This is a genomic window from Rhodoferax sp. (genome assembly GCF_034520025.1).
Lineage (GTDB): Bacteria > Pseudomonadota > Gammaproteobacteria > Burkholderiales > Burkholderiaceae_C > Allorhodoferax.
On record NZ_JAXHNZ010000002.1, the window covers coordinates 1,742,782 to 1,761,232 of the forward strand.

19 protein-coding genes are annotated in these 18,451 nt (G+C 59.5%); 8 read left to right on the forward strand and 11 right to left on the reverse strand.

Going from position 1 to position 18,451, the window contains the following annotated elements; genetic code table 11:
* The 4 genes from U5L73_RS16600 to U5L73_RS16615 all read left to right on the forward strand — a co-directional run bounded on the left by U5L73_RS16600 (window position 1) and on the right by U5L73_RS16615 (window position 3,667).
* Window positions 1–702 (forward strand): response regulator transcription factor, encoded by a 702-nt coding sequence (locus tag U5L73_RS16600; protein ID WP_322563373.1) that lies wholly within the window; start codon window positions 1–3, stop codon window positions 700–702.
* Window positions 699–2,075 carry a sensor histidine kinase gene (locus U5L73_RS16605; RefSeq protein ID WP_322563374.1) on the forward strand — a complete coding sequence of 459 codons (1,377 nt, stop codon included), beginning with the start codon at window positions 699–701 and terminating at the stop codon, window positions 2,073–2,075. Before U5L73_RS16600 ends, U5L73_RS16605 begins: the two co-directional genes overlap by 4 nt.
* A 294-nt stretch (window positions 2,076–2,369) precedes the next feature.
* A complete protein-coding gene (locus tag U5L73_RS16610) occupies window positions 2,370–2,939 on the forward strand; it encodes a YniB family protein (protein ID WP_322563542.1) in 570 nt (189 codons plus the stop codon).
* A 287-nt stretch (window positions 2,940–3,226) separates the two neighbouring features.
* A complete protein-coding gene (locus U5L73_RS16615; protein WP_322563375.1) occupies window positions 3,227–3,667 on the forward strand; it encodes a hypothetical protein in 441 nt (146 codons plus the stop codon).
* Between the two features lie 76 nt (window positions 3,668–3,743).
* Here the strand turns inward: U5L73_RS16615 and U5L73_RS16620 are convergent, their stop codons facing one another.
* The 11 genes from U5L73_RS16620 to U5L73_RS16670 form a co-directional block, all read right to left on the reverse strand.
* Entirely contained in the window at window positions 3,744–4,820 is a 1,077-nt protein-coding gene (locus U5L73_RS16620; protein WP_322563376.1) for an ABC transporter ATP-binding protein, read from the reverse strand.
* Window positions 4,821–4,823: 3 nt separating this feature from the next.
* Window positions 4,824–5,678 carry a carbohydrate ABC transporter permease gene (locus U5L73_RS16625; RefSeq protein WP_322563377.1) on the reverse strand — a complete coding sequence of 285 codons (855 nt, stop codon included), beginning with the start codon at window positions 5,676–5,678 and terminating at the stop codon, window positions 4,824–4,826.
* 42 nt (window positions 5,679–5,720) lie between these two features.
* Window positions 5,721–6,599 carry a carbohydrate ABC transporter permease gene (locus U5L73_RS16630; RefSeq protein ID WP_322563378.1) on the reverse strand — a complete coding sequence of 293 codons (879 nt, stop codon included), beginning with the start codon at window positions 6,597–6,599 and terminating at the stop codon, window positions 5,721–5,723.
* 5 nt (window positions 6,600–6,604) lie between these two features.
* A complete protein-coding gene (locus U5L73_RS16635; RefSeq protein ID WP_322563379.1) occupies window positions 6,605–7,867 on the reverse strand; it encodes an ABC transporter substrate-binding protein in 1,263 nt (420 codons plus the stop codon).
* Window positions 7,868–7,968: 101 nt separating this feature from the next.
* The gene (locus U5L73_RS16640) at window positions 7,969–9,219 is read right to left on the reverse strand and encodes an ABC transporter substrate-binding protein (protein ID WP_322563380.1); all 1,251 of its coding nucleotides are present in this window, start codon (window positions 9,217–9,219) and stop codon (window positions 7,969–7,971) included.
* Between the two features lie 174 nt (window positions 9,220–9,393).
* The gene (locus U5L73_RS16645) at window positions 9,394–10,374 is read right to left on the reverse strand and encodes an ROK family protein (protein ID WP_322563381.1); all 981 of its coding nucleotides are present in this window, start codon (window positions 10,372–10,374) and stop codon (window positions 9,394–9,396) included.
* A 47-nt stretch (window positions 10,375–10,421) separates the two neighbouring features.
* The gene (locus U5L73_RS16650; protein WP_313874052.1) at window positions 10,422–10,790 is read right to left on the reverse strand and encodes a phosphomannose isomerase type II C-terminal cupin domain; all 369 of its coding nucleotides are present in this window, start codon (window positions 10,788–10,790) and stop codon (window positions 10,422–10,424) included.
* 80 nt (window positions 10,791–10,870) lie between these two features.
* Window positions 10,871–11,938 (reverse strand): ABC transporter ATP-binding protein, encoded by a 1,068-nt coding sequence (locus tag U5L73_RS16655; RefSeq protein WP_322563382.1) that lies wholly within the window; start codon window positions 11,936–11,938, stop codon window positions 10,871–10,873.
* A complete protein-coding gene (locus tag U5L73_RS16660; protein ID WP_322563383.1) occupies window positions 11,935–13,503 on the reverse strand; it encodes an iron ABC transporter permease in 1,569 nt (522 codons plus the stop codon). Before U5L73_RS16660 ends, U5L73_RS16655 begins: the two co-directional genes overlap by 4 nt.
* Before the next feature lie 8 nt (window positions 13,504–13,511).
* Window positions 13,512–14,540, reverse strand: coding sequence for an iron ABC transporter substrate-binding protein (locus tag U5L73_RS16665; protein WP_322563384.1), 1,029 nt, complete (start codon window positions 14,538–14,540; stop codon window positions 13,512–13,514).
* A 110-nt stretch (window positions 14,541–14,650) separates the two neighbouring features.
* Window positions 14,651–15,772 (reverse strand): class I SAM-dependent methyltransferase, encoded by a 1,122-nt coding sequence (locus tag U5L73_RS16670; protein ID WP_322563385.1) that lies wholly within the window; start codon window positions 15,770–15,772, stop codon window positions 14,651–14,653.
* A 75-nt stretch (window positions 15,773–15,847) separates the two neighbouring features.
* Between U5L73_RS16670 and U5L73_RS16675 the strand changes: the two genes are divergently transcribed.
* Genes U5L73_RS16675 through ttcA form a run of 4 tightly spaced genes read left to right on the forward strand, consistent with a single transcriptional unit; the run spans window position 15,848 to window position 18,422 of the window.
* Window positions 15,848–16,636, forward strand: a complete 789-nt coding sequence (locus U5L73_RS16675) for an SDR family oxidoreductase (RefSeq protein ID WP_322563386.1) — start codon at window positions 15,848–15,850, stop codon at window positions 16,634–16,636.
* Window positions 16,633–17,034 carry a dihydroneopterin aldolase gene (locus tag U5L73_RS16680; protein WP_313874058.1) on the forward strand — a complete coding sequence of 134 codons (402 nt, stop codon included), beginning with the start codon at window positions 16,633–16,635 and terminating at the stop codon, window positions 17,032–17,034. Before U5L73_RS16675 ends, U5L73_RS16680 begins: the two co-directional genes overlap by 4 nt.
* A gap of 7 nt (window positions 17,035–17,041) precedes the next feature.
* Window positions 17,042–17,413, forward strand: coding sequence for a dihydroneopterin aldolase (locus tag U5L73_RS16685; RefSeq protein ID WP_313876187.1), 372 nt, complete (start codon window positions 17,042–17,044; stop codon window positions 17,411–17,413).
* A gap of 43 nt (window positions 17,414–17,456) precedes the next feature.
* Window positions 17,457–18,422, forward strand: a complete 966-nt coding sequence (gene ttcA, locus U5L73_RS16690) for a tRNA 2-thiocytidine(32) synthetase TtcA (RefSeq protein WP_322563387.1) — start codon at window positions 17,457–17,459, stop codon at window positions 18,420–18,422.
* Window positions 18,423–18,451 lie beyond the last annotated feature (29 nt).

Sequence of the window (18,451 nt, forward strand, 5' to 3'; positions counted from 1 at the left end):
ATGGCCCATTTACTGATTGTTGAAGACGACGAATTGCTGCGCGACGGCCTGTGCGCGCAGCTGGTGCACGCCGGCCACAGCGTGAGCAGCGCCAGCGACGGCGCACAAGCCCAAAACCTGCTGGAGTCCACCCGTTTTGACGGCGTGGTGCTCGACCTGGGCTTGCCTGTGGTGGACGGCATTACCGTGCTGATCTGGATACGCCAGCGCCTGGCTGCGCTGCCGGTACTCATCCTCACCGCGCGCGATGGCGTGGAAGACCGGGTGCAAGGCTTGAACGCTGGCGCTGACGACTACCTCACCAAACCCTTTGAGATGGCCGAGCTGCTTGCCCGCTTGGAGGCCATGCTGCGCCGCTCGCGGCTGCCCGCCTTTGGCGGTTCGCTCGAAGTGCAGAGCAGCACCAGCAAAAACCTGCGCCTCGACCCGGTACTGCCCTTGGGCTGGCTGGGCGAAGAAGCGATGGAGCTCACCCACCGCGAGTGGTCCTTGCTCTCGCTGATGGTCAACAACATGGGGCAAGTCGTGAGCCGCGAAGACGTGCTGGCCGTTTGGCAAACCGCGCCGCAAGAAGGTGGTGCCGCCGGCTCCAATGCGCTGGAGGTGTACGTGCACCGCCTGCGCCGCAAACTCAACGACAGTGGCCTCAACATCCGCAACGTACGCGGCTTGGGCTACATGCTCGAATCGGACACCCCGTGAGCCGCCCTGCGCGCTTTTCGCTCAAGCGACAGCTCTTGATATGGCTGTTGCTGCCACAGTTGGTGCTGTGGCTGATGGGGGGCGTGCTGGCATTCCGGGTCGCGCTGGCCTATGCCGAAAAGACCATTGACCAATCGCTCACGCAATCGGTGCGCTCGCTGTCGCGGCAGGTCAAGCCCATGGGCTCGGGCCTGTTGATCGACTTTCCCCGCGCAGCACGCGACATCATTGAGCAAGACCCGGACGACCGCGTGGCCTACATGGTGTCATCGCCGCCAGGCAGCTTTTTGCTCGGCAACACCAAAATTCCCGGGCGCACGCCCGACCTTTACTCCGCCGACAACGAACCCGTGCTGTACGAGGTGGTCATGGACGGCAAGCCCATGCGGGTCGCATCCATCGACTTGAGTTTTGGCGATGGCTTTACCGACCAGCGCATGCGGGTGCAGGTGGCCAAAAGCCTGGTCGCGCAGCAGCGTATAGCCCGCGAGCTGGTGCGCGATGTGCTCTTCCCGCTTCTGCTGCTGGGCGCCGTGTTGAGCGTGCTGGTGTACGAGGGCGTGCGCCGCGGGCTGGCGCCGCTGGAGCGGCTGGAAGCGCAGCTGGCCAACCGCAATATGGCGTCGCTCTCGCCCATCGAGATGACGCAAGCGCCCGAAGAAGTGCACTCGTTGGCTAACACCCTGAACCAACTGCTCACCACCCTGCGCCGCAGCCTGAGCCAGGAAAAGCGCTTTTTGAACGATGCCGCCCACCAACTGCGCACGCCGCTGGCCGGCCTCATCAGCCAGACCGAGCTGGCCATGCAAGAGACAGACCCCGACGCCCTGCAACAGCGCCTGACCAAAGTGCACACCGGCGCCCAGCGCAGCGCCCACCTGGTGCACCAGCTGCTGTCATTGGCCCGCACCGAGGCGGAGGTGAGCCTGGTGCCGGTGGATGCCGCGTCACTCGCGCGCGAAGTGGCCCGCGAATGGACCCGCCGCGCGTTAGCAGCTGGCGTGGACCTGGGCTACGAAGGCGAAGACAGCGTGATGGTGCCCGCCGACAAACTACTGCTGCGCGAAGTGCTGAGCAACCTCATCGACAACGCCCTGCGCTACGCCGGCAAAGGCGCCGTAGTCACGCTGCGCACCACGGTGCGCGACGGCGTATGCTGGCTGGATGTGGAAGACACCGGCCCCGGCCTCTCGACCGAGCATCTGGAGCGCGTGTTTGAACGCTTCTGGCGCGCCAGCGAACTGCCCGGCGGCTGCGGCCTGGGCTTGTCTATCGTGGCGGAAATTGCGCGGCGGCATAACGGAACGGCAACTGCGCAGACGACATTGCCGCATGGGTTGACGATTCGGTTGGAGTTGCCGTTGCAGGGGTGATGGTTAGTGTGGTGCATCGACCGGCTCAACCCGCCTGCGGATACCAGCGAATTCACCCGAACAGGGGATATTCAGAAGGCAACATTCCCGTGAAAATCTAGCAATTTGCAACCCATTTCATTTCTTGCAAGCTGCTGGGTTTGTCGGAGTTTTTAGACCTGTACAAACGGATACGAAAATTTCTGAGATCGAGTCTGCGAGAGGCTTTTCAGCGCGATCTACGCTCAGCTTATCCCGTAGTCGCCAGAGTATCCCGCAGGTTGTGCCTGCACACATTACATCGGACATCTATTCATAAATGAAAATCTACGAAGCCAAAAATCGCATCACAAGGCAGCGAACTATCGCAGCGGTCCTTATGCTTGTCTCAATACTTTTTTTGCATTTGCCGCGCTAAAGAGCATCTATTTTTCTATGGCTGGTGACACAACTGCCCTCTCTTCTCTGAGTCGCGGAGTTCAACGACTGGTCTACTTCATCTACGAGAGAACACAGTTTTTCTCATATTTCTGGGAGTGGGCACCAGTTATCAATCCTAAGGAGCCCAACACTTCGGGAAACCTTGGGTTTCTTTTCGTAGTTGTATGCGGAGCAATTGGACGCACCATGTGGGATAGCGCATTAAGTCTGTCGTGGCGAATCAAGAAGACCATACAAAAAGTCGAGGAACTTGGGTGGGAGCAGGAACTCATGGCGCAGCGAGGGCAAATCCCGGGGGCAAAACCCGACGTACTTCAAATCAACATTGAGCTTGAACAGAAGGAGCAGTGGTACAAGCGGCCGATAGGTCTTCTATTAGTTTGTGTAGCCATTGCCATACTCGGACAGTGGATGAATCTGCAATTCGGACTCGTCAAGCTGTGATGCCCAACCTGTCAATACAACGGACCGCCTCCGGCGGCCGCTGAATTCAAACGTTTATTGCCAAATTCATCATGTCGCATGAGTCCAACGGGTATGTAAGACTGATGCCGAAACGGGACTGGGCACGTGCACCCGCCCGGCAGCATCAGTTTCGGGTTCTGGAGCCATGGTGGCAACCGTACGAACTGATAGTCACGCGTTCGAGGCAACTCCGTAAGATCGAACCAAGTGCCTACTGCGAACTTCTTTGTGAAGGGGAGCGGAGACATCTCCTTATCCCACTAGCCTTGGAGCCGATCCTGGCTGATGCCGTTATTGGCCTTGGCAAGCTGTTACTTACGGGCGGGCGAGAAGAGCGATTTATGACCTTGTTTAAGGTCTACGAGGCGCTCCAGCCAAATCCCGAGATGAAGTTCGCTGCAGTCCGCCACGCATTGGCGCACGCCACAGTCGTTCTGGATAGGCCAAAGACAGTTTCAGCACTTCTGGATCTCTTTGGCACGACGAGAATTGATCTATCAACCTACACGCATCAACGAATTTTCTGGCAGGTGTTGGGCAGTCTTTTAACCACTGTTGACACCCTCCTTGCCTCAAGAATTGAAATGTCGGCTCTACAGTTCACGATGTCTGATGAGATTGCACAGCCGCTCACCGTCAGTGTTGCCAGCTACTACTTCCGAACGGAGCTCAGTGAGTTGCGGTCTAACCAGCCTAGAGCAATGTGAAAGTCAGCTTACAGCCTTGGATCAACCGGGCTGCCCCATAAGGGCAGCCCGGCTTTTTCATTAAGGTCTTGAAAAATTAAACGTCCAAACGCACACCCGTCGCAGTGCTGAACCAGTTGGTGTTCGCAGGGTTCACGCGCAGGCCGACTTGGTCGCCGGCTTTCCAAGATGCGCTTGGGGCGGTGCGCACGGTCACTTCACCAGAGGCTGTTTTCACGACCACATAGGTGTCAGCGCCAGTGGGTTCCACTACCGCCACTTCGCCGCGCCAAGCAGCGTCACCAGCGATCAACTCGATGTGCTCGGGGCGCACGCCCAGGGTGGCGTCGCCAGCGGCTGGGGTTGCCAGCTCCAGGGTGCTGCCGTTGAAAGTAAAGCGGCCTTGCGCGCCGGGCACTTCCACATGGCCCTTGATCAGGTTCATGGTGGGCGAGCCGATGAAGGTGGCCACATAGGTGTTAGCCGGGCGGTTGTAGATGTCGTCGGGTGTGCCGATTTGTTGCAGGATGCCGTCCTTCATGACAGCGATGCGGCTGCCCAAGGTCATGGCTTCGATCTGGTCGTGTGTCACGTACACGCTGGTGATGCCAGACACTTGATGCAGGCGCTTGATTTCGGCGCGCATTTCCACGCGGAGCTTGGCGTCCAAGTTGGAGAGTGGCTCGTCAAACAAGAACAGCTGAGGGTCGCGTGCCAAGGCACGGCCCATGGCCACACGCTGGCGCTGACCGCCAGACAACTGCGCAGGGCGGCGGTCTAACAAGTGCTCGATCTGCAACATAGCGGCCACTTCGGCAATGCGCTTTTTACGCTCTTCCACGGGCACCTTGCGCATTTCCAAGGCGAAGCCGATGTTGTCGGCCACGCTCATGGTGGGGTACAGGGCGTAGCTCTGGAACACCATGGCAATGTCGCGCTGTGCGGGGGCTACGCCCACCACGTTTTTGCCGGCAATGCGCAGCTCACCTTCGGATGGCTCTTCGAGACCGGCAATGATGTTGAGCAAGGTGGACTTGCCGCAACCCGAGGGGCCAACCAGGATCAAGAATTCGCCGGGGGCGACGTCGATTTCGATCTTTTTCAAGACTTCAACGGCTTTGTCGCCTTTGCCGAAAACTTTGCGAATGCCTGCGATTTGGAGAGAAGCTGCCATTTTTTATCCTTTCACCGCGCCAGCGGTGAGACCTTTCACGAAGTATTGACCTGCCAGTACGTAGACCAACATGGTGGGGAGACCTGCAATCACGGCCGCAGCCATGTCGACGTTGTAGCTTTTAACACTGCTGGAGGTGTTGGCCATGTTGTTCAGGCCGACAGTGATGGGCTTGCTGTCTGCGCCGCTGAAGGCCACGCCGAACAGGAAGTCGTTCCAGATGTTGGTGAATTGCCAGATGAGGGTCACCATCAAAATCGGGGTGGACATGGGCACCACAATGCGGAAGAAAATGCGCCAGAAACCGGCACCGTCAATGCGCGCAGCGTTCACCAACTCTTTGGGGATGGCGGTGTAGTAGTTGCGGAAGAACAGCGTAGTACCGGCCAAACCTGCAATGCAGTGCACCAAAATCAAGCCACCCAGCGAGCTGGACAGGCCCAGAAAACCGAGCACCTGGCTCATGGGCAACAACACGACCTGGAAAGGCATGAACACGCCAAACAGCATGAAGCCAAACAGCACTTCGCTGCCTTTGAACTTCCACATGCTTAGTACGTAGCCGTTGATAGCGCCCCACGCGGTGGAGATCAGCACCGCGGGCACCGCCATGATGATGGAGTTGGTAAAGAAGGGTTGCAAACCGCGGCAGTCCACACCGGTGCAGGCGGTGGACCAGGCGGCAGACCAGGCCTCAAAGTTGAGCGAGGTGGGCAGGCTCAGCAAGTTGCCGGAGCGGATTTGCTCGGCGTCCTTGAACGAGGTGGCCAACATCACGTACAGCGGCGCCAAAAAGAAGAAGGCGGCCAGCAGCAGCGTGGCGTAGATCAGGATGCGGGGTAGGTTTTTGGTCAGCATAAGGTGCGATCGTGGGGGACGGTCGTAAGTAACGGTCGTGGGTTAACGGTCGTGGGGTTTGGTGCGCAATTCGCTGTACAGGTAGGGCACCACCAAGGCGGCCACGAACACCAGCATCATGGTGGCGCTGGCTGCGCCCAGGCCGATCTGGCCGCGGGTGAAGCTCATCACGTACATAAAGGTGGCAGGCACGTCAGACGCGTAGCCGGGGCCGCCCGAGGTGAGCGCCATGACCAAGTCAAAGCTCTTGATCGACAAGTGCGACAACACCAACACGGTGGAGAACACTACTGGGCGCAGGATGGGCAGAATAATGCGCCAGTAAATGCGGGGCAACGAGGCGCCGTCAATCTGGGCCGCTTTGATGATGCTGTCGTCAATGCCGCGCAGGCCAGCCAACGACAAAGCCATGGCAAAACCGGCGGACTGCCAGATACCGGCAATCACCACGCAGTAAATGGCGGTTTCAGACTGAACCAGCCAGTCGAAGCTGAAGCTGGTCCAGCCAAAGTCGTGCATCAATTTTTCGAGGCCAAGACTGGGATTCAAGATCCACTTCCATGCGGTGCCGGTCACGATGAATGACAGAGCCATGGGGTAGAGGTAAATGGTGCGCAGCACGCCTTCGGCGCGAATTTTCTGGTCCAAGAAAATCGCCAAGCCCATGCCGAGAGCCATGGAGCCGCCCACATATAAAACGCTGAAAATGCCAAGGTTTTTCAAGGCGACATACCAGCGGTCCATTTCCCAGAGGCGCACATATTGCTCCAAGCCCACGAACTCGTCGTAGTTGGGCAGCATGCGCGAGCCGGTGACCGACAGGATGCCGTTCCAGATCATGAATCCGTAAATGAAGGCGAAGCCGAGCACAAAGCCCGGGGCGATCACCAGCTTGGGGAGGATGTTTTCGATGGTTTTCATAAGTCTTACTTTTGCTTTGGCGCGCTAACTGCGACCAATTTGGCGACGGCTTCGCTCACGCTCAGCTTGTCGTTGTTCCAGAACTCGCTTACTGCAGCGCGCATTGCAGCTTGCTGCGACGACGGCAATGCCATGCCATGTGCCACCGACGGAACCAGTGAGCCCGCAGCGGAGGTGGCGACAAAGTCTTTGCTGGAGGTTTTGGCGCAGTCGTCAAACTTGTCCATGTTCATACCCAAGCGGACCGGAATGGAGCCCTTGCGCAGATTGAACTTCTCCTGAAACTCTTTGCCCATCAACAAATAGGCCAGATAGCCCTGGGCCTTTTGGGCCTCCCAGCCTTTGAGCTGGAACATGGCAAAAGAGTCAACGTTAAAGGTATAGGCGTTGGCAGTGCCAGGGGCTGCTGAGCAGGTGAACTCTTTGCCCGGCGTTTGGCCTGCAGCCAGGAACTCGCCTTTGGCCCAATCGCCCATGAATTGGAAACCGGCTTTGCCGTTGATCACCAGTTCGGTGGTGATATTCCAGTCGCGGCCGCTGGAGGCGGGGTCGGTATAGCTCTTGAGGCGGCGGAAAGTCTCTAGCGCCTTTTTCATGTCATCGCTGTTGATAGCAGCGCGGTCAAGTTTGACCAGTGCCTTGTCGTAAAGGCTTGCACCGCCCACACCCAGCACCACGGACTCAAACACCGTGAAGTCTTGCCAGTCTTGGCCACCGTGGGCCAGGGGGATCAGGCCGGCGGCCTTGATTTTGTCAGCGGCAGCAAAAAACTCGTCATAGGTTTTGGGCAACGCGGCAACGCCTGCTTTTTTGAGCACGGCGGAGTTGGCCCACAACCAGTTCACCCGGTGCACATTGACAGGGACGGCCACATAGCGGCCTTTGTGTTTCATTTGGTCAGCAACGACCTTGGGGAGCGTTTCGTCCCACTTCTCGAAAGACGCCATTGCGTCGAGGTTGGTCAGTACACCCAACTCAGCCCACTCCTGAATGGCAGGGCCCTTGATATTGGCGGCTGCAGGGGCATTACCAGCCAGCACCCGCTGCTTGAGTACGGCCATGGCGTTCTGGCCACCACCACCGGTCACGGTGAAGTCGCGCCAAGTGTGCCCACGTTTTCCCATCATGTCTTTGAGCTCAACCACCGACTTGGCTTCGCCGCCAGAGGTCCAATAGTGCAGCACCTCGACCTCTCCCGCGAACACGCTTGCGCCTGCGCATAAAGCACATGCAGCGGCAAACCGGCGCGCGAAAGCTGTAAAAGCCATGGGAATAGACCTGAAGAACACGGGATTTAAATAGCCCTACCCCTGAGACAGAGATAGGGCTATCGAACGAGAGAACGGCGCCTGCTGGCGCCGGCCAGGGCTTACTTTGTAGCAGCGGCCTTAGCGATGTTCTTAACGCCGTCAGCAACGGAGATCTTGTCGTCGTTCCAGAACTGGGACACGGCATCCTTGATCGCGCCTTCAGCAGCGGGCTTGATAGCCATGCCGTGGGCCACGGAAGGAACCAGGCCACCGGATTTGGCGGTGTCCACGAAATCCTTGGCGGATGTCTTGGCGCAATCGTCAAACTTGTCCATCTTCATGTTCAAACGAACAGGAATAGAACCCTTGTTCAAGTTGAACACTTCCTGGAACTCGGTGCCCATGATGGAAGCAGCCAGATCAGCCTGTGCCTTTTGAGCGCCAGCGTCCTTGAGCTTGTACATAGCGAACGAGTCCACGTTGAAGGTGTATGCGTTAGCGGTGCCTGGAGCAGCAGCGCAGACGTAGTCCTTGCCGGGAACCTTGCCAGCAGCGGAGAACTCACCCTTGGCCCAGTCACCCATGAACTGGAATGCGGCCTTCTCTTGGATCACCATGGCAGTGGCTAGGTTCCAGTCGCGGCCAGGAGCGGCTGCGTCGGTGTAACCCTTGACCTTGCGGAATGTTTCCAGGACCTTAGTCATGGTGGCGCTGGTCAGAGCCTTTTCGTCGAGCTTGATCAACGCGTCGTTGTAGAACTTGACACCGCCCACGCCCAGAGCCACAGACTCAAAGGTGGTGAAGTCTTGCCAGTTCTGGCCACCGTGTGCAACGGGGATCAGGCCAGCCTTCTTGACTTTTTCAGCAGCAGCAAAGAAGTCGTCCCATGTCTTGGGAGTGGAGGTCACGCCGGCCTTTTTCAGCACAGCAGAGTTAGCCCACATCCAGTTCACGCGGTGCACGTTCACGGGAGCAGCAACGTAGTTGCCCTTGTACTTCATGACGTCTGCAACCACCTTGGGCAGCAGGTCGTCCCACTTTTCGGCCTTGGCAGTTGCGTCGAGGTTAGCCAACACGCCTTCAGATGCCCACTCCTGGATGGCTGGACCCTTGATCTGGGCAGCTGCAGGTGGGTTGCCGCTCACGACACGGCTCTTCAGCACGGTAGCAGCGTTGTCACCGCCGCCGCCAGCCACTGCGAAGTCTTTCCATGTGTGGCCCTTGCCTTGCATGATCTTCTTCAGTTCAGCCACAGACTTGGCTTCGCCGCCGGATGTCCAGTAGTGCAGGACTTCCACTTCACCAGCCACAGCGGCCGAACCAGCAACCACGAGTGCCACTGCGGTGGCGAGTTTAGAAAGCTTCAACATCTTGTCTCCAAATAAAGTTTGTCTGTCCGGCCCCGTGTACCCAGGACCGAAAGCAACGTTGAATTCAATTGGACACCATGTCCACTTGAATTAATTAATTTTTAATTAATTTTTAACGCCAAACTACTAGGAGTTTCCCTAACTCACCCTAGATCACGCAGAGTGATTTAAGAATCAGGCCACTACCAGCGCCAAAGCAGCGTAATCACCAACCTTGTCGCCCAATCCGGCCGGAACTACCTGCACACCGTTGGTCAGTGCGGGGAGCTTGCCCTGCAATGACGCTTGCAGCTTCGGCAACAAGAACTCGCGGTTGTGCCAGAACACGCTACCGCCCACGCTAATGCGCTCCAGATCAAGCGTGACCACCATGTTGTAGAGGGTGCGGCCCATCACATCGCACAGGTCATCCACTATGGCTGTAGCCCCCGGATCACCTGCGCGAGCCGCTACAAAAAGAGTAGCAGCATCCGTAAAACCTTGGGCGGCGAAGCGACGCGGAATCGCATTACCCGCTACCAAACCCTCGACATCGCCCACATTGCCGCAACCGCAGAGCGCATCGGTGTTGGTGCTCACGAACGTGTGGCCGGCATGGCCGGCGTTGCCGTTCTTGCCGCGCAAGATACGACCATCCACGCACAAGCCCATCCCGATACCGGTGCTCCACGTCACGTAGGCACAGTTGGCAACACCTTGCAAAGCGCCCCAGCGGCGCTCGGCCTCCAAGGCGCCCACGCCATCGTTTTCGACACGGACATTGGGGAAAGCGGCTTTGAGCGGCGCCTCCAGCAGCGCGGTAACCCAGTCATTGGGAAGGCCGCGGGCCTTGCCGGCCAAGCCGCCACAGATGTTGGGGCCTGCCAGCTCGACCATGCCGCCATTGATCACAAAAGGCCCGCAAGTGGCCACGCCCACGGCGGCAATGTCTGCCACCGCCACACCCGCCAAGGCGCAACTCTCGCCCACCATGCGGATGATCTGGCGTGCCAGAGCGTCGTTGGAGCCTTCTTTGGCGGTGGGCTCAGAGACTTTGCCACGCACACCTGCGGCGTCGGCAATATTGACTGCCACCTTGGTGCCGCCGATGTCTACGCAGGCAACCGGCTTGCTGCCGGGTGCGATGTTCAGTTCAATGTCGTGGGTCAAAGCCATGCTGCACTCGCTCTCAAATCTTGAAAAAACAGGGGGGGGTCGGAAGTTCAATCGCGGCCGTAGTCATCTTGCAGGCGAACGATATCGTCTTCGCCCAAGTAACTGCCGAACTGTACTTCCACAATCTCTACCGGGCCGTTGGTCAGGTTCGCCAAGCGGTGCACTTGGCCGATCGCGATGTCGCAATACTCCCCCGGCTGCAGGTCAAACTGGCGGTCGTCCAGTGTGACTCGTGCAGTGCCAGTGGTCACTACCCAGTGCTCGGCGCGCTGGTGGTGCTTTTGCAAACTGAGCTGCTGCCCGGGGTGCACCCCGATGCGCTTGATCTTGTTGCCCGGCACCTCCGAGATAGTTTCGTACCAGCCCCAAGGGCGCTCGGTGCGCTCAATCGTCTCAGTTCGCAAGGTAGTCTGCATGATTAAACAATCCTTAAAACGGCGCGCAGATACTACCCCGCATCCCCCCTGTAGGGTTACTGGCTTGTTACTGCGCGTTTTCAGGATGCGGGAAATACATGGGCTGTGCCACGTGCAGATACAGCCACGCGGGCACCGACGAGTGGGGCATCGAGGCCCGCGCTGTGCACATGCACCAGGGTGCCGCCGGCATCTTGGTCCAGCTGCACCGACAACTCACACACCGCGCCACAAAAATCCGACTCGACCACAGTGCCCGCACACACGGTGCCGGATCCGGCAGATGGCGGTGTGCTGGTTAAGGGGGTGACGTTGAGCTGCTCGGGGCGCAACAGTATTTGCCCGTCTCCGTGGCGCAAGGTGTCGCCGGTGGGAAGGCGGCCCAGCGCACACTCTGCCCACCCTTGTGACAAGCGCGCATTCAGCACTACGGCCTCGCCCAAAAAGCTGGCGGTGACTGGGTCTTTCGGCCGGAGATACACCTCCAGCGGAGCGCCCACTTGTGCGAGCTGGCCAGCCCGCATCACGGCCACTTGGTCGGCAAATGACAGCGCCTCGGCCTGGTCGTGGGTCACCAGAATGGTGGTGATGCCTGCCGCTTGCAGCAGCTGCGCCACAGCCTTTCGGGTGGATGCACGCAAGCCGGTGTCCAAGGCTGAAAAGGGCTCGTCCAGCAGCATCAGCTTGGGCCGTTGCGCCAGTGCTCTGGCGAGTGCAACGCGTTGCTGCTGACCACCCGATAGCTCATGTGGGCGGCGCCGCAGCATCGCGCGGTCCAGTGACACCATGTCCATCAACTCGTCAATGCGCGCCTGGCGATCCGGTGCCGATTTATCGAGCCCGAAGCCCACGTTGTCCGCCACGCTCAGGTGAGGAAACAAGGCGCCGTCTTGTGGCACATAGCCAATACCGCGACGGTGCGCAGGCACGATGGCCGGGCCATCGGCCAGCACCTCGCCTTGCAACACGACCCTGCCAGCGTCTGGCGCTTCGAAGCCGGCAATGATGCGCAACAAACTGGTTTTCCCGGAACCGGAGGGCCCCACGATGGCCGTGCGGCTGCCCCGGTGCACGCTCAGTTGTATGCCTTTGAGCGCGGCGACCGCGCCATACAATTTGTGCACGCCGTGCAGTTCAAGAGAAGTCATCGTCCAGCAACACGTCGGGATTGGAGATACAGCAACCAGGTAAGGGGCAGCGACAAGAGCACCATCAGGAGGGCATAAGGTGCCGCGCCCGCGTAGTCGATCTCGGAGCTATGGGCCCAAAAGGCGGTTGCCAATGTTTGTGTGCCGTTGGGCGCGAGCAGCAGTGTCGCGGTCAGCTCGGTAGTGATGGCCAAGAACACCATGGCATAGCCGGAAGCCGCACCCGGAGCCGCTAGTCGCATAGTGATCTGCCACATGGCCTGCAGCGGTGAGCGGCCCAGGCTGCGGGCCGCCTGCTCCAGCTCCTTGGGCGCCTGGGCAATGCCGGCACGCAGGCTGACCAGCGCACGGGGCAGAAACATCAGGGCATAAGCCAGCATGACCGTGAACACCGTTTGGTACAAAGGCCGCGCCACCCGCACCGTGATGGTGACCAGCGCCAAAGCCACCACAATGCCCGGCAGAGCACCGGCCAGGTAATTGGCCCCCTCCACCCAGCGTTGCAATTTGCCGGGCGCACGGATCGACAGCCACGCCATGGGAACCGCAGCCACGGTAGTCAGGGCTGCGCCCAGTCCTGCCAGCAACAAGGTTTGCCACACCGCGGGGAGTAGTTCAGGCAGATTCCACACCGCAGCGCCACCGGCCCACAGCCAACGGCTCAAAGTCACCATGGGCACCCCCAGGGACAGCAGCGCCGTCACCACGGGCAAGAGCAGGCATAGCAACGACCAGCGCCCGAGTGCTTGCACCGGCACCTGCCGGGCGGAGCCGGAGCCGACCCGCGCATAGCGCTCGCGGCCACGGGTGCCGGCCTCCAGGCCCAAAAGCCCGAAACAGCAAATCACCAGCACACCGGCCAGCATGTTGGCGGCGGGGCCGTTGTAGGTGCTTTGAAACTGGTCCACGATAGCCGTGGTGAAAGTGTCAAACCGGATGGTGACAAACAAGCCATATTCGGCCAGCAAGTGCAGACCGACCAGCAAAGCCCCACCCCAGATTGCCAGGCGCATCTGCGGCAGAACCACACGCACAAACACCGCCCACGGGCTCAGGCCCAGGGACGCGGCAGCATCCTCCATGGCCGGGTCCAAGCGGCGCAATGCAGCCGCAATCGGCAAATACACAAACGGAAAATACGCCGCCACTGAAATCAAAACCGCCGCCCACAGGCCATGCATGCCGGGGGCGACGCTGATCCATGCATAGCTGTGCACAAAGGCCGGCACAGCCAGGGGCGCTGCGGCAATCCACGACCACCAGCGTGCGCCGGGCAGGTCGGATCGCTCGGTCAACCACGCCAGGGCCAGCGATAGCACGATGCACACAGGCACCGTCAACACCACCAGCGCTGTGGTGTTGAGCAACAGCTCACTAACACGGGGCCGGAAGACCAGGGCAGCCACTACATCCCAGCCACTTTGAACGCCGACCCAGACGACAAATGCCAAAGGCAGCAACGCCAATGCCGACACCAGCAAAGCCGCGCCCGCTACCCACGAAAAACGCCCCCGGCGCGCCCTGCGAGCCGGGGGCGCATTGACATGCACCGCAAGAGTAGTCACAACAAGGCTTACAGCAAACCGGCTTGTGTCATCAGGTCGGACACTTTCCGACTATTGAGCTTGGCCGGCTCGACTTTGGGGGCCTGCAAGTCAGCCAGCGGCACGAGGCTGCGATGCGAAGCCGCACCTTGGCCCACCGCGTATTCATACGAAGAGCCGGTTCGCAAAATCTCTTGGCCGCCCTTCCCGGTGATCCACTTCACGAAAGCCTGAGCCTCTGCCTTGCGCTTGCTGGAGGCCAGCACGCCACCACCGGAAATGCTGACGAAGGCGCCCGGATCTTCGTTGCGGAAGTAGTGCAGGCCCACTTTTTCGCTGTTCTCGCCGGTCTTGGCCATGTCGCCGTAGTAGTAGTAGTGGTAAATGACCGCGCCATCCACCTGGCCCGCATTCACTGCCTTCATGGCAATGCTGTTGCCCTTGAATGGAACCACGTTCTCTTTCATGCTCTTGAGCCAGGCCAAGGTGGCAGCCTCTCCCTTGAGCTCCAGCATGGCACTCACAATGGCCTGAAAGTCCGCACCAGCCTGAGCGGCAGCCCAGCGGCCTTTCCACTCGGGCTTCGCAAGATCCATGATGGATTTGGGCAACTGGTCTTTGCTGAATTTGGTTTTGCGGTACACAAACACGGTGCTGCGCGCGGCAATACCAACCCAGCGGCCATGGGCTGTGCGGAAGTTGGGTGCCACTTGGCTGATGGAAGCGGGGTCGAGCGGAGCAAACAAGCCTGCGCCATCCACCAGCGCCATCGCAGGGGAGTTTTCCGTCAAAAACACATCGGCAGGGGATGAGCCGCCCTCTTGCACCAACTGGTTGCCCAGCTCGGTGTCACCGCCCTGGCGCAGGGTCACCTTGATACCGGTTTCCTTGGTAAAGCCCTCGACCCATGCCTGTGTCAGGCTGGCATGCTGGGCGTTGTACACCACGATGCCCTCCGCAGAAGGCGTAACCGATTGCGCTTGCACCCATGCAGCGCTGCCTATAGCTGCGCCCAATACGGCGAGCCGGAAAAAGGAAGTCAAAAATGTGCGTTTCATGAAGCGGGCTCTTGAATCTATGGCGACTGCAATATACAGACGCCGTCACGAATAAAAATAATTCGCATTTAGATTGTAGCCTCAACCACTGGGGTTTGTACTGATGCAGATCAAAGCCGGTGGGTCCGGTCGCCACGGGCAAAGCCCAGCAAGGGCGTGTCCACCCCCCGCCCGATGGCAATCACCTTGAAAAGCTCGCCCATTTCGTGCTCCATGAGCAACTTGCTGGCCGCCACACGGGCTGCCAAATCTTGAGACTGCATGGCCTCGACCATGCCGCAGTTGATCAAGAAGTGCGCTTGGTTGGTGTAGCCCAGCACGTCCATGCCTGCGTCTTGCGCGGCTACGGCGGTGCCGGTGAAGTTCACATGCGCGGTAATGTCTTTGAGGCCCACACGGTCCAGCGGATTGGCGTCAGCTTGGTGCGCTTGGTGGCACATCACCGTGCCGCCGGAGCGTTGCACATGGTAGTACTCACTCTCCGGAAAACCGTAATCCAGCAACAAGGCCGCGCCCAGCTGCAAGCGATCTGCCAGGGTGCGCACAAACGCGTCGCCTTGGGCGTGGATCTCGGTCAGGTAGTCGTGCTCGCCATCCACCTCCAGCGGGGGGCGCAGATCGGTCAAGCGGTCTGCCCAGACCAAGCCGTCACCAGAGAGCGCCACACCGCGCTCGTGCCACACGCCGGCCACCCGCGCCAGAAGCTGAACCGGCATCGCATCCAGCACCTCGTTGCCCACCACCACTCCTCGCATGGTGGCCGGCAGTTCGCTCACCCATTGCACCTTGTCGGCGTGTCGGGCCAAGCGCTCACGCTGGCGGGCTTTGAGGGAGTCTGAGAGATCCACAATCGTGTACCGGCGCACTCGGTCGCCCAGTGCATCAAGCAACTGCCCCGCGAGCGCACCGGTGCCGGCGCCGAATTCCCACACCTCGTCTGTCCCGGTGGTCTCCAGTATTTGAGCCACTTGGCGAGCCAGTGCCTGACCGAACAGCGGGCTGATTTCAGGGGCCGTGACAAAGTCACTACCCGCGCCCTGCACGCCCTCTGCGGTGCTCACGCCTTGGGGCATTTGGCCGAACTTGGTCGAGCCATTGGTGTAGTAGCCCAGCCCCGGCGCATACAAAGCCATGGCCATGAATGTGTCAAATCCCAACCATCCACCGGCTTTCTCGATGGCATCCGCGATAATTCGGGTCAGGTTGGCCGGAATGTTTTCCGTCGTGGACATAGATGTTTGTTTTATGTTGCGTAAAGCCAAGGATTATCTTTCCCCCTCGCCCCACTCCCATTTCAGGAATCATTTGTGTTGAAGCGCGTACTTGTTACCGGCGGCGCCCACCGTTTGGGCGCCTTGATTTGCACCCGCTTTGCGGCTGCGGGTTGGGAGGTCTGGTGCCATTACCAACGCAGTGCGGACGCTGCACTCGCGCTCTGCGCACAACTGCGGACCCAAGGGCATGAGGCACATGCGATCTACGCCAACCTGGCCGACGAGACCAGCCGCAGGGATTTGATTGCCGAGATTGCTGTCAAATCAGGTCCCCTACACTGTCTGGTCAACAACGCCAGCAGTTTTGAGCCCGATGCTGGCGACGCGATCGACACCGAGGGCGCACGCCAACAACTCGAAGTGAACCTGATGGCGCCGCTGTCGCTGTCACGCTGGATGGCCAACAGCCTCGACCCTGACGCATTGGCGGGCGGGCACAGTGTGATTCACGTGTTGGACCAAAAAGTGTTCAACCTGAATCCGGATTATTTTTCATACACCGTCAGCAAACTCGCACTCGAGCGGGCGGTCGCCCTGCAGGCACAGGCGCTCGCACCTGCGGTGCGGGTATGCGGTGTGGCCCCGGGTCTGATGTTTCTGAGTGGCCCCCAATCGCAAGAAAACTTCGACAAAGCCGCCCGGGTAAATTTGCTGCGCGAGCCGATTGACCCCGGCCAAGTGGCCGCCACCTGCCTGTTTCTTGCAGAGAACCCTTGCATCACCGGCACCACCTTGTGCGTGGACAACGGCCAACACCTGGTGCCACTGGCCCGCGACGTGATGTTTGCGGTTGACGCCCAACCTGAGACTACACGCCCATGAGCCATGACCCGTTCGTCACCCTGGCGCTGGAATGCCGCCGCCTTTTTTTAAAGGACCATGTGGTGCAGGTGCGCATCGGTGCGCACGACTTTGAAAAAGGGGTCACCCAGCGGCTGATTTTCAATGTGGAGCTGTTCGTGCCTTTTGAGGGCAGCACACCCACCTCCGACAGCCTCTCTGAGGTAGTGGACTACGACTTTGTGCGGCAGCTGATTGCCAGCCGCGTGGCGCGAGGCCATGTCGAACTGCAAGAAACCTTGTGCGATGAGCTCGTACAGCAGATGCTGGCGCACCCGCAAGTGCGCGCCGTGCGCCTGTCCACCCAAAAACCTGACGTGTACCCCGACTGTGCGGGGGTAGGCGTTGAAGTATTCCGAATGAAAGGCGCCAATGCGTGATGAGAGCATGAAGGCCGGCACCGGTCACCAAACTTTGACCCTCACGGGCCTGCGGTTTGACGCCAACTTGGGCATTCTGGAATCAGAAAAGCTCGCGCCACAACCCATTCAAGTGGACGCCGAGCTGAGTCTGGGCACCCAACCCCTGTTACCGCATGACGATGACATCAACCATGTGCTGGACTACCGCAAGGTGCGCCAAATCATCATCACGGAGTGCACAGCAGAGCATGTGAACCTGCTGGAAACGCTGATCGGCAAACTGGCCCACCGATTGATGCAATTGCCCGGCGTGCTGGGCGTGCGGGTCAAGATCGCCAAACTGGAAATTTTTGAAGACTGTGAAGTTGCCATCCGCATGGAAACCGGGCAGTGGTAAGCCACCCCGCCGCGCGAACACTGCAACAAGGAAAGAGAACACTATGAACGCCACATGGGTTGAAGAAGACACCATCGCCGACGCGGAGGCTGCAGAAGCCACCGCCAACCGCAACAAAGAACTCAAGATCGAGCGCGAAACCCACAAGCTCGAGAAGCGCCTGTGCCGCCAAGTCGGCCAAGCCATCATCGACTTCAACATGATCGAAGAAGGCGACCGCGTCATGGTCTGCATGTCGGGCGGCAAAGACAGCTACGGCATGCTCGATATCCTGCTCAAGATGCAGCAGCGCGCACCGATCAACTTCGAGATCGTGGCGGTCAACCTCGACCAGAAGCAACCCGGCTTTCCTGAACACATCCTGCCCGAGTACCTGGCCAAGCTGGGCGTGGAGTTCCACATCGAGACGCAGGACACCTACTCTATCGTCAAGCGCAATATCCCAGAAGGCAAGACCATGTGCAGCCTGTGCAGCCGTCTGCGCCGGGGCATTTTGTACAACGTGGCACGCAAGCTCAAATGCAACAAGCTCGCACTCGGCCACCACCGCGACGACATGTTGCAAACCTTCTTCCTGAACATGTTCTTCGGTGGCAAGCTCAAGGGCATGCCCCCCAAGCTGACCAGCGACAACGGCGAATTCGTAGTGATCCGCCCGCTGGCTTATGTGGCCGAGAAAGACCTGATCCGCTGGGCGGCGCATCGCGAGTTCCCCATCATCCCGTGCTCGCTGTGTGGCAGCCAGACCAACCTGCAACGGGTGCAAATCGGCAACATGCTGCGCGACTGGGAAAAACAATACCCCGGCCGCGCCGAAACCATGTTCACCGCGCTGCAAAACGTGGTTCCATCACACCTGATGGACCACACCAAGCACGACTTCAAGAACATCCGCCCTACCGGCATTGCCGACGAGAATGGTGACAAGGCTTTTGACGCCGAAGACCTACCCGCCCCCACCTTGCCCGGCTTGGCGGGCTTGCCCGGAATGCAAGTGGTCAACCTGTAAGCCACGGCCACAAGCCCCACTGGGAGACT

Coding starts and splice junctions, on each gene's coding strand:
- U5L73_RS16650 (WP_313874052.1), bottom strand. CDS start 10,790: ATGCAGACTACCTTGCGAACTGAGACGATTGAGCGCACCGAGCGCCCT.
- U5L73_RS16640 (WP_322563380.1), bottom strand. CDS start 9,219: ATGTTGAAGCTTTCTAAACTCGCCACCGCAGTGGCACTCGTGGTTGCT.
- U5L73_RS16635 (WP_322563379.1), bottom strand. CDS start 7,867: ATGGCTTTTACAGCTTTCGCGCGCCGGTTTGCCGCTGCATGTGCTTTA.
- U5L73_RS16625 (WP_322563377.1), bottom strand. CDS start 5,678: ATGCTGACCAAAAACCTACCCCGCATCCTGATCTACGCCACGCTGCTG.
- U5L73_RS16620 (WP_322563376.1), bottom strand. CDS start 4,820: ATGGCAGCTTCTCTCCAAATCGCAGGCATTCGCAAAGTTTTCGGCAAA.
- U5L73_RS16600 (WP_322563373.1), top strand. CDS start 1: ATGGCCCATTTACTGATTGTTGAAGACGACGAATTGCTGCGCGACGGC.
- U5L73_RS16685 (WP_313876187.1), top strand. CDS start 17,042: ATGAAGGCCGGCACCGGTCACCAAACTTTGACCCTCACGGGCCTGCGG.
- U5L73_RS16645 (WP_322563381.1), bottom strand. CDS start 10,374: ATGGCTTTGACCCACGACATTGAACTGAACATCGCACCCGGCAGCAAG.
- ttcA (WP_322563387.1), top strand. CDS start 17,457: ATGAACGCCACATGGGTTGAAGAAGACACCATCGCCGACGCGGAGGCT.
- U5L73_RS16665 (WP_322563384.1), bottom strand. CDS start 14,540: ATGAAACGCACATTTTTGACTTCCTTTTTCCGGCTCGCCGTATTGGGC.
- U5L73_RS16670 (WP_322563385.1), bottom strand. CDS start 15,772: ATGTCCACGACGGAAAACATTCCGGCCAACCTGACCCGAATTATCGCG.
- U5L73_RS16655 (WP_322563382.1), bottom strand. CDS start 11,938: ATGACTTCTCTTGAACTGCACGGCGTGCACAAATTGTATGGCGCGGTC.
- U5L73_RS16680 (WP_313874058.1), top strand. CDS start 16,633: ATGAGCCATGACCCGTTCGTCACCCTGGCGCTGGAATGCCGCCGCCTT.
- U5L73_RS16630 (WP_322563378.1), bottom strand. CDS start 6,599: ATGAAAACCATCGAAAACATCCTCCCCAAGCTGGTGATCGCCCCGGGC.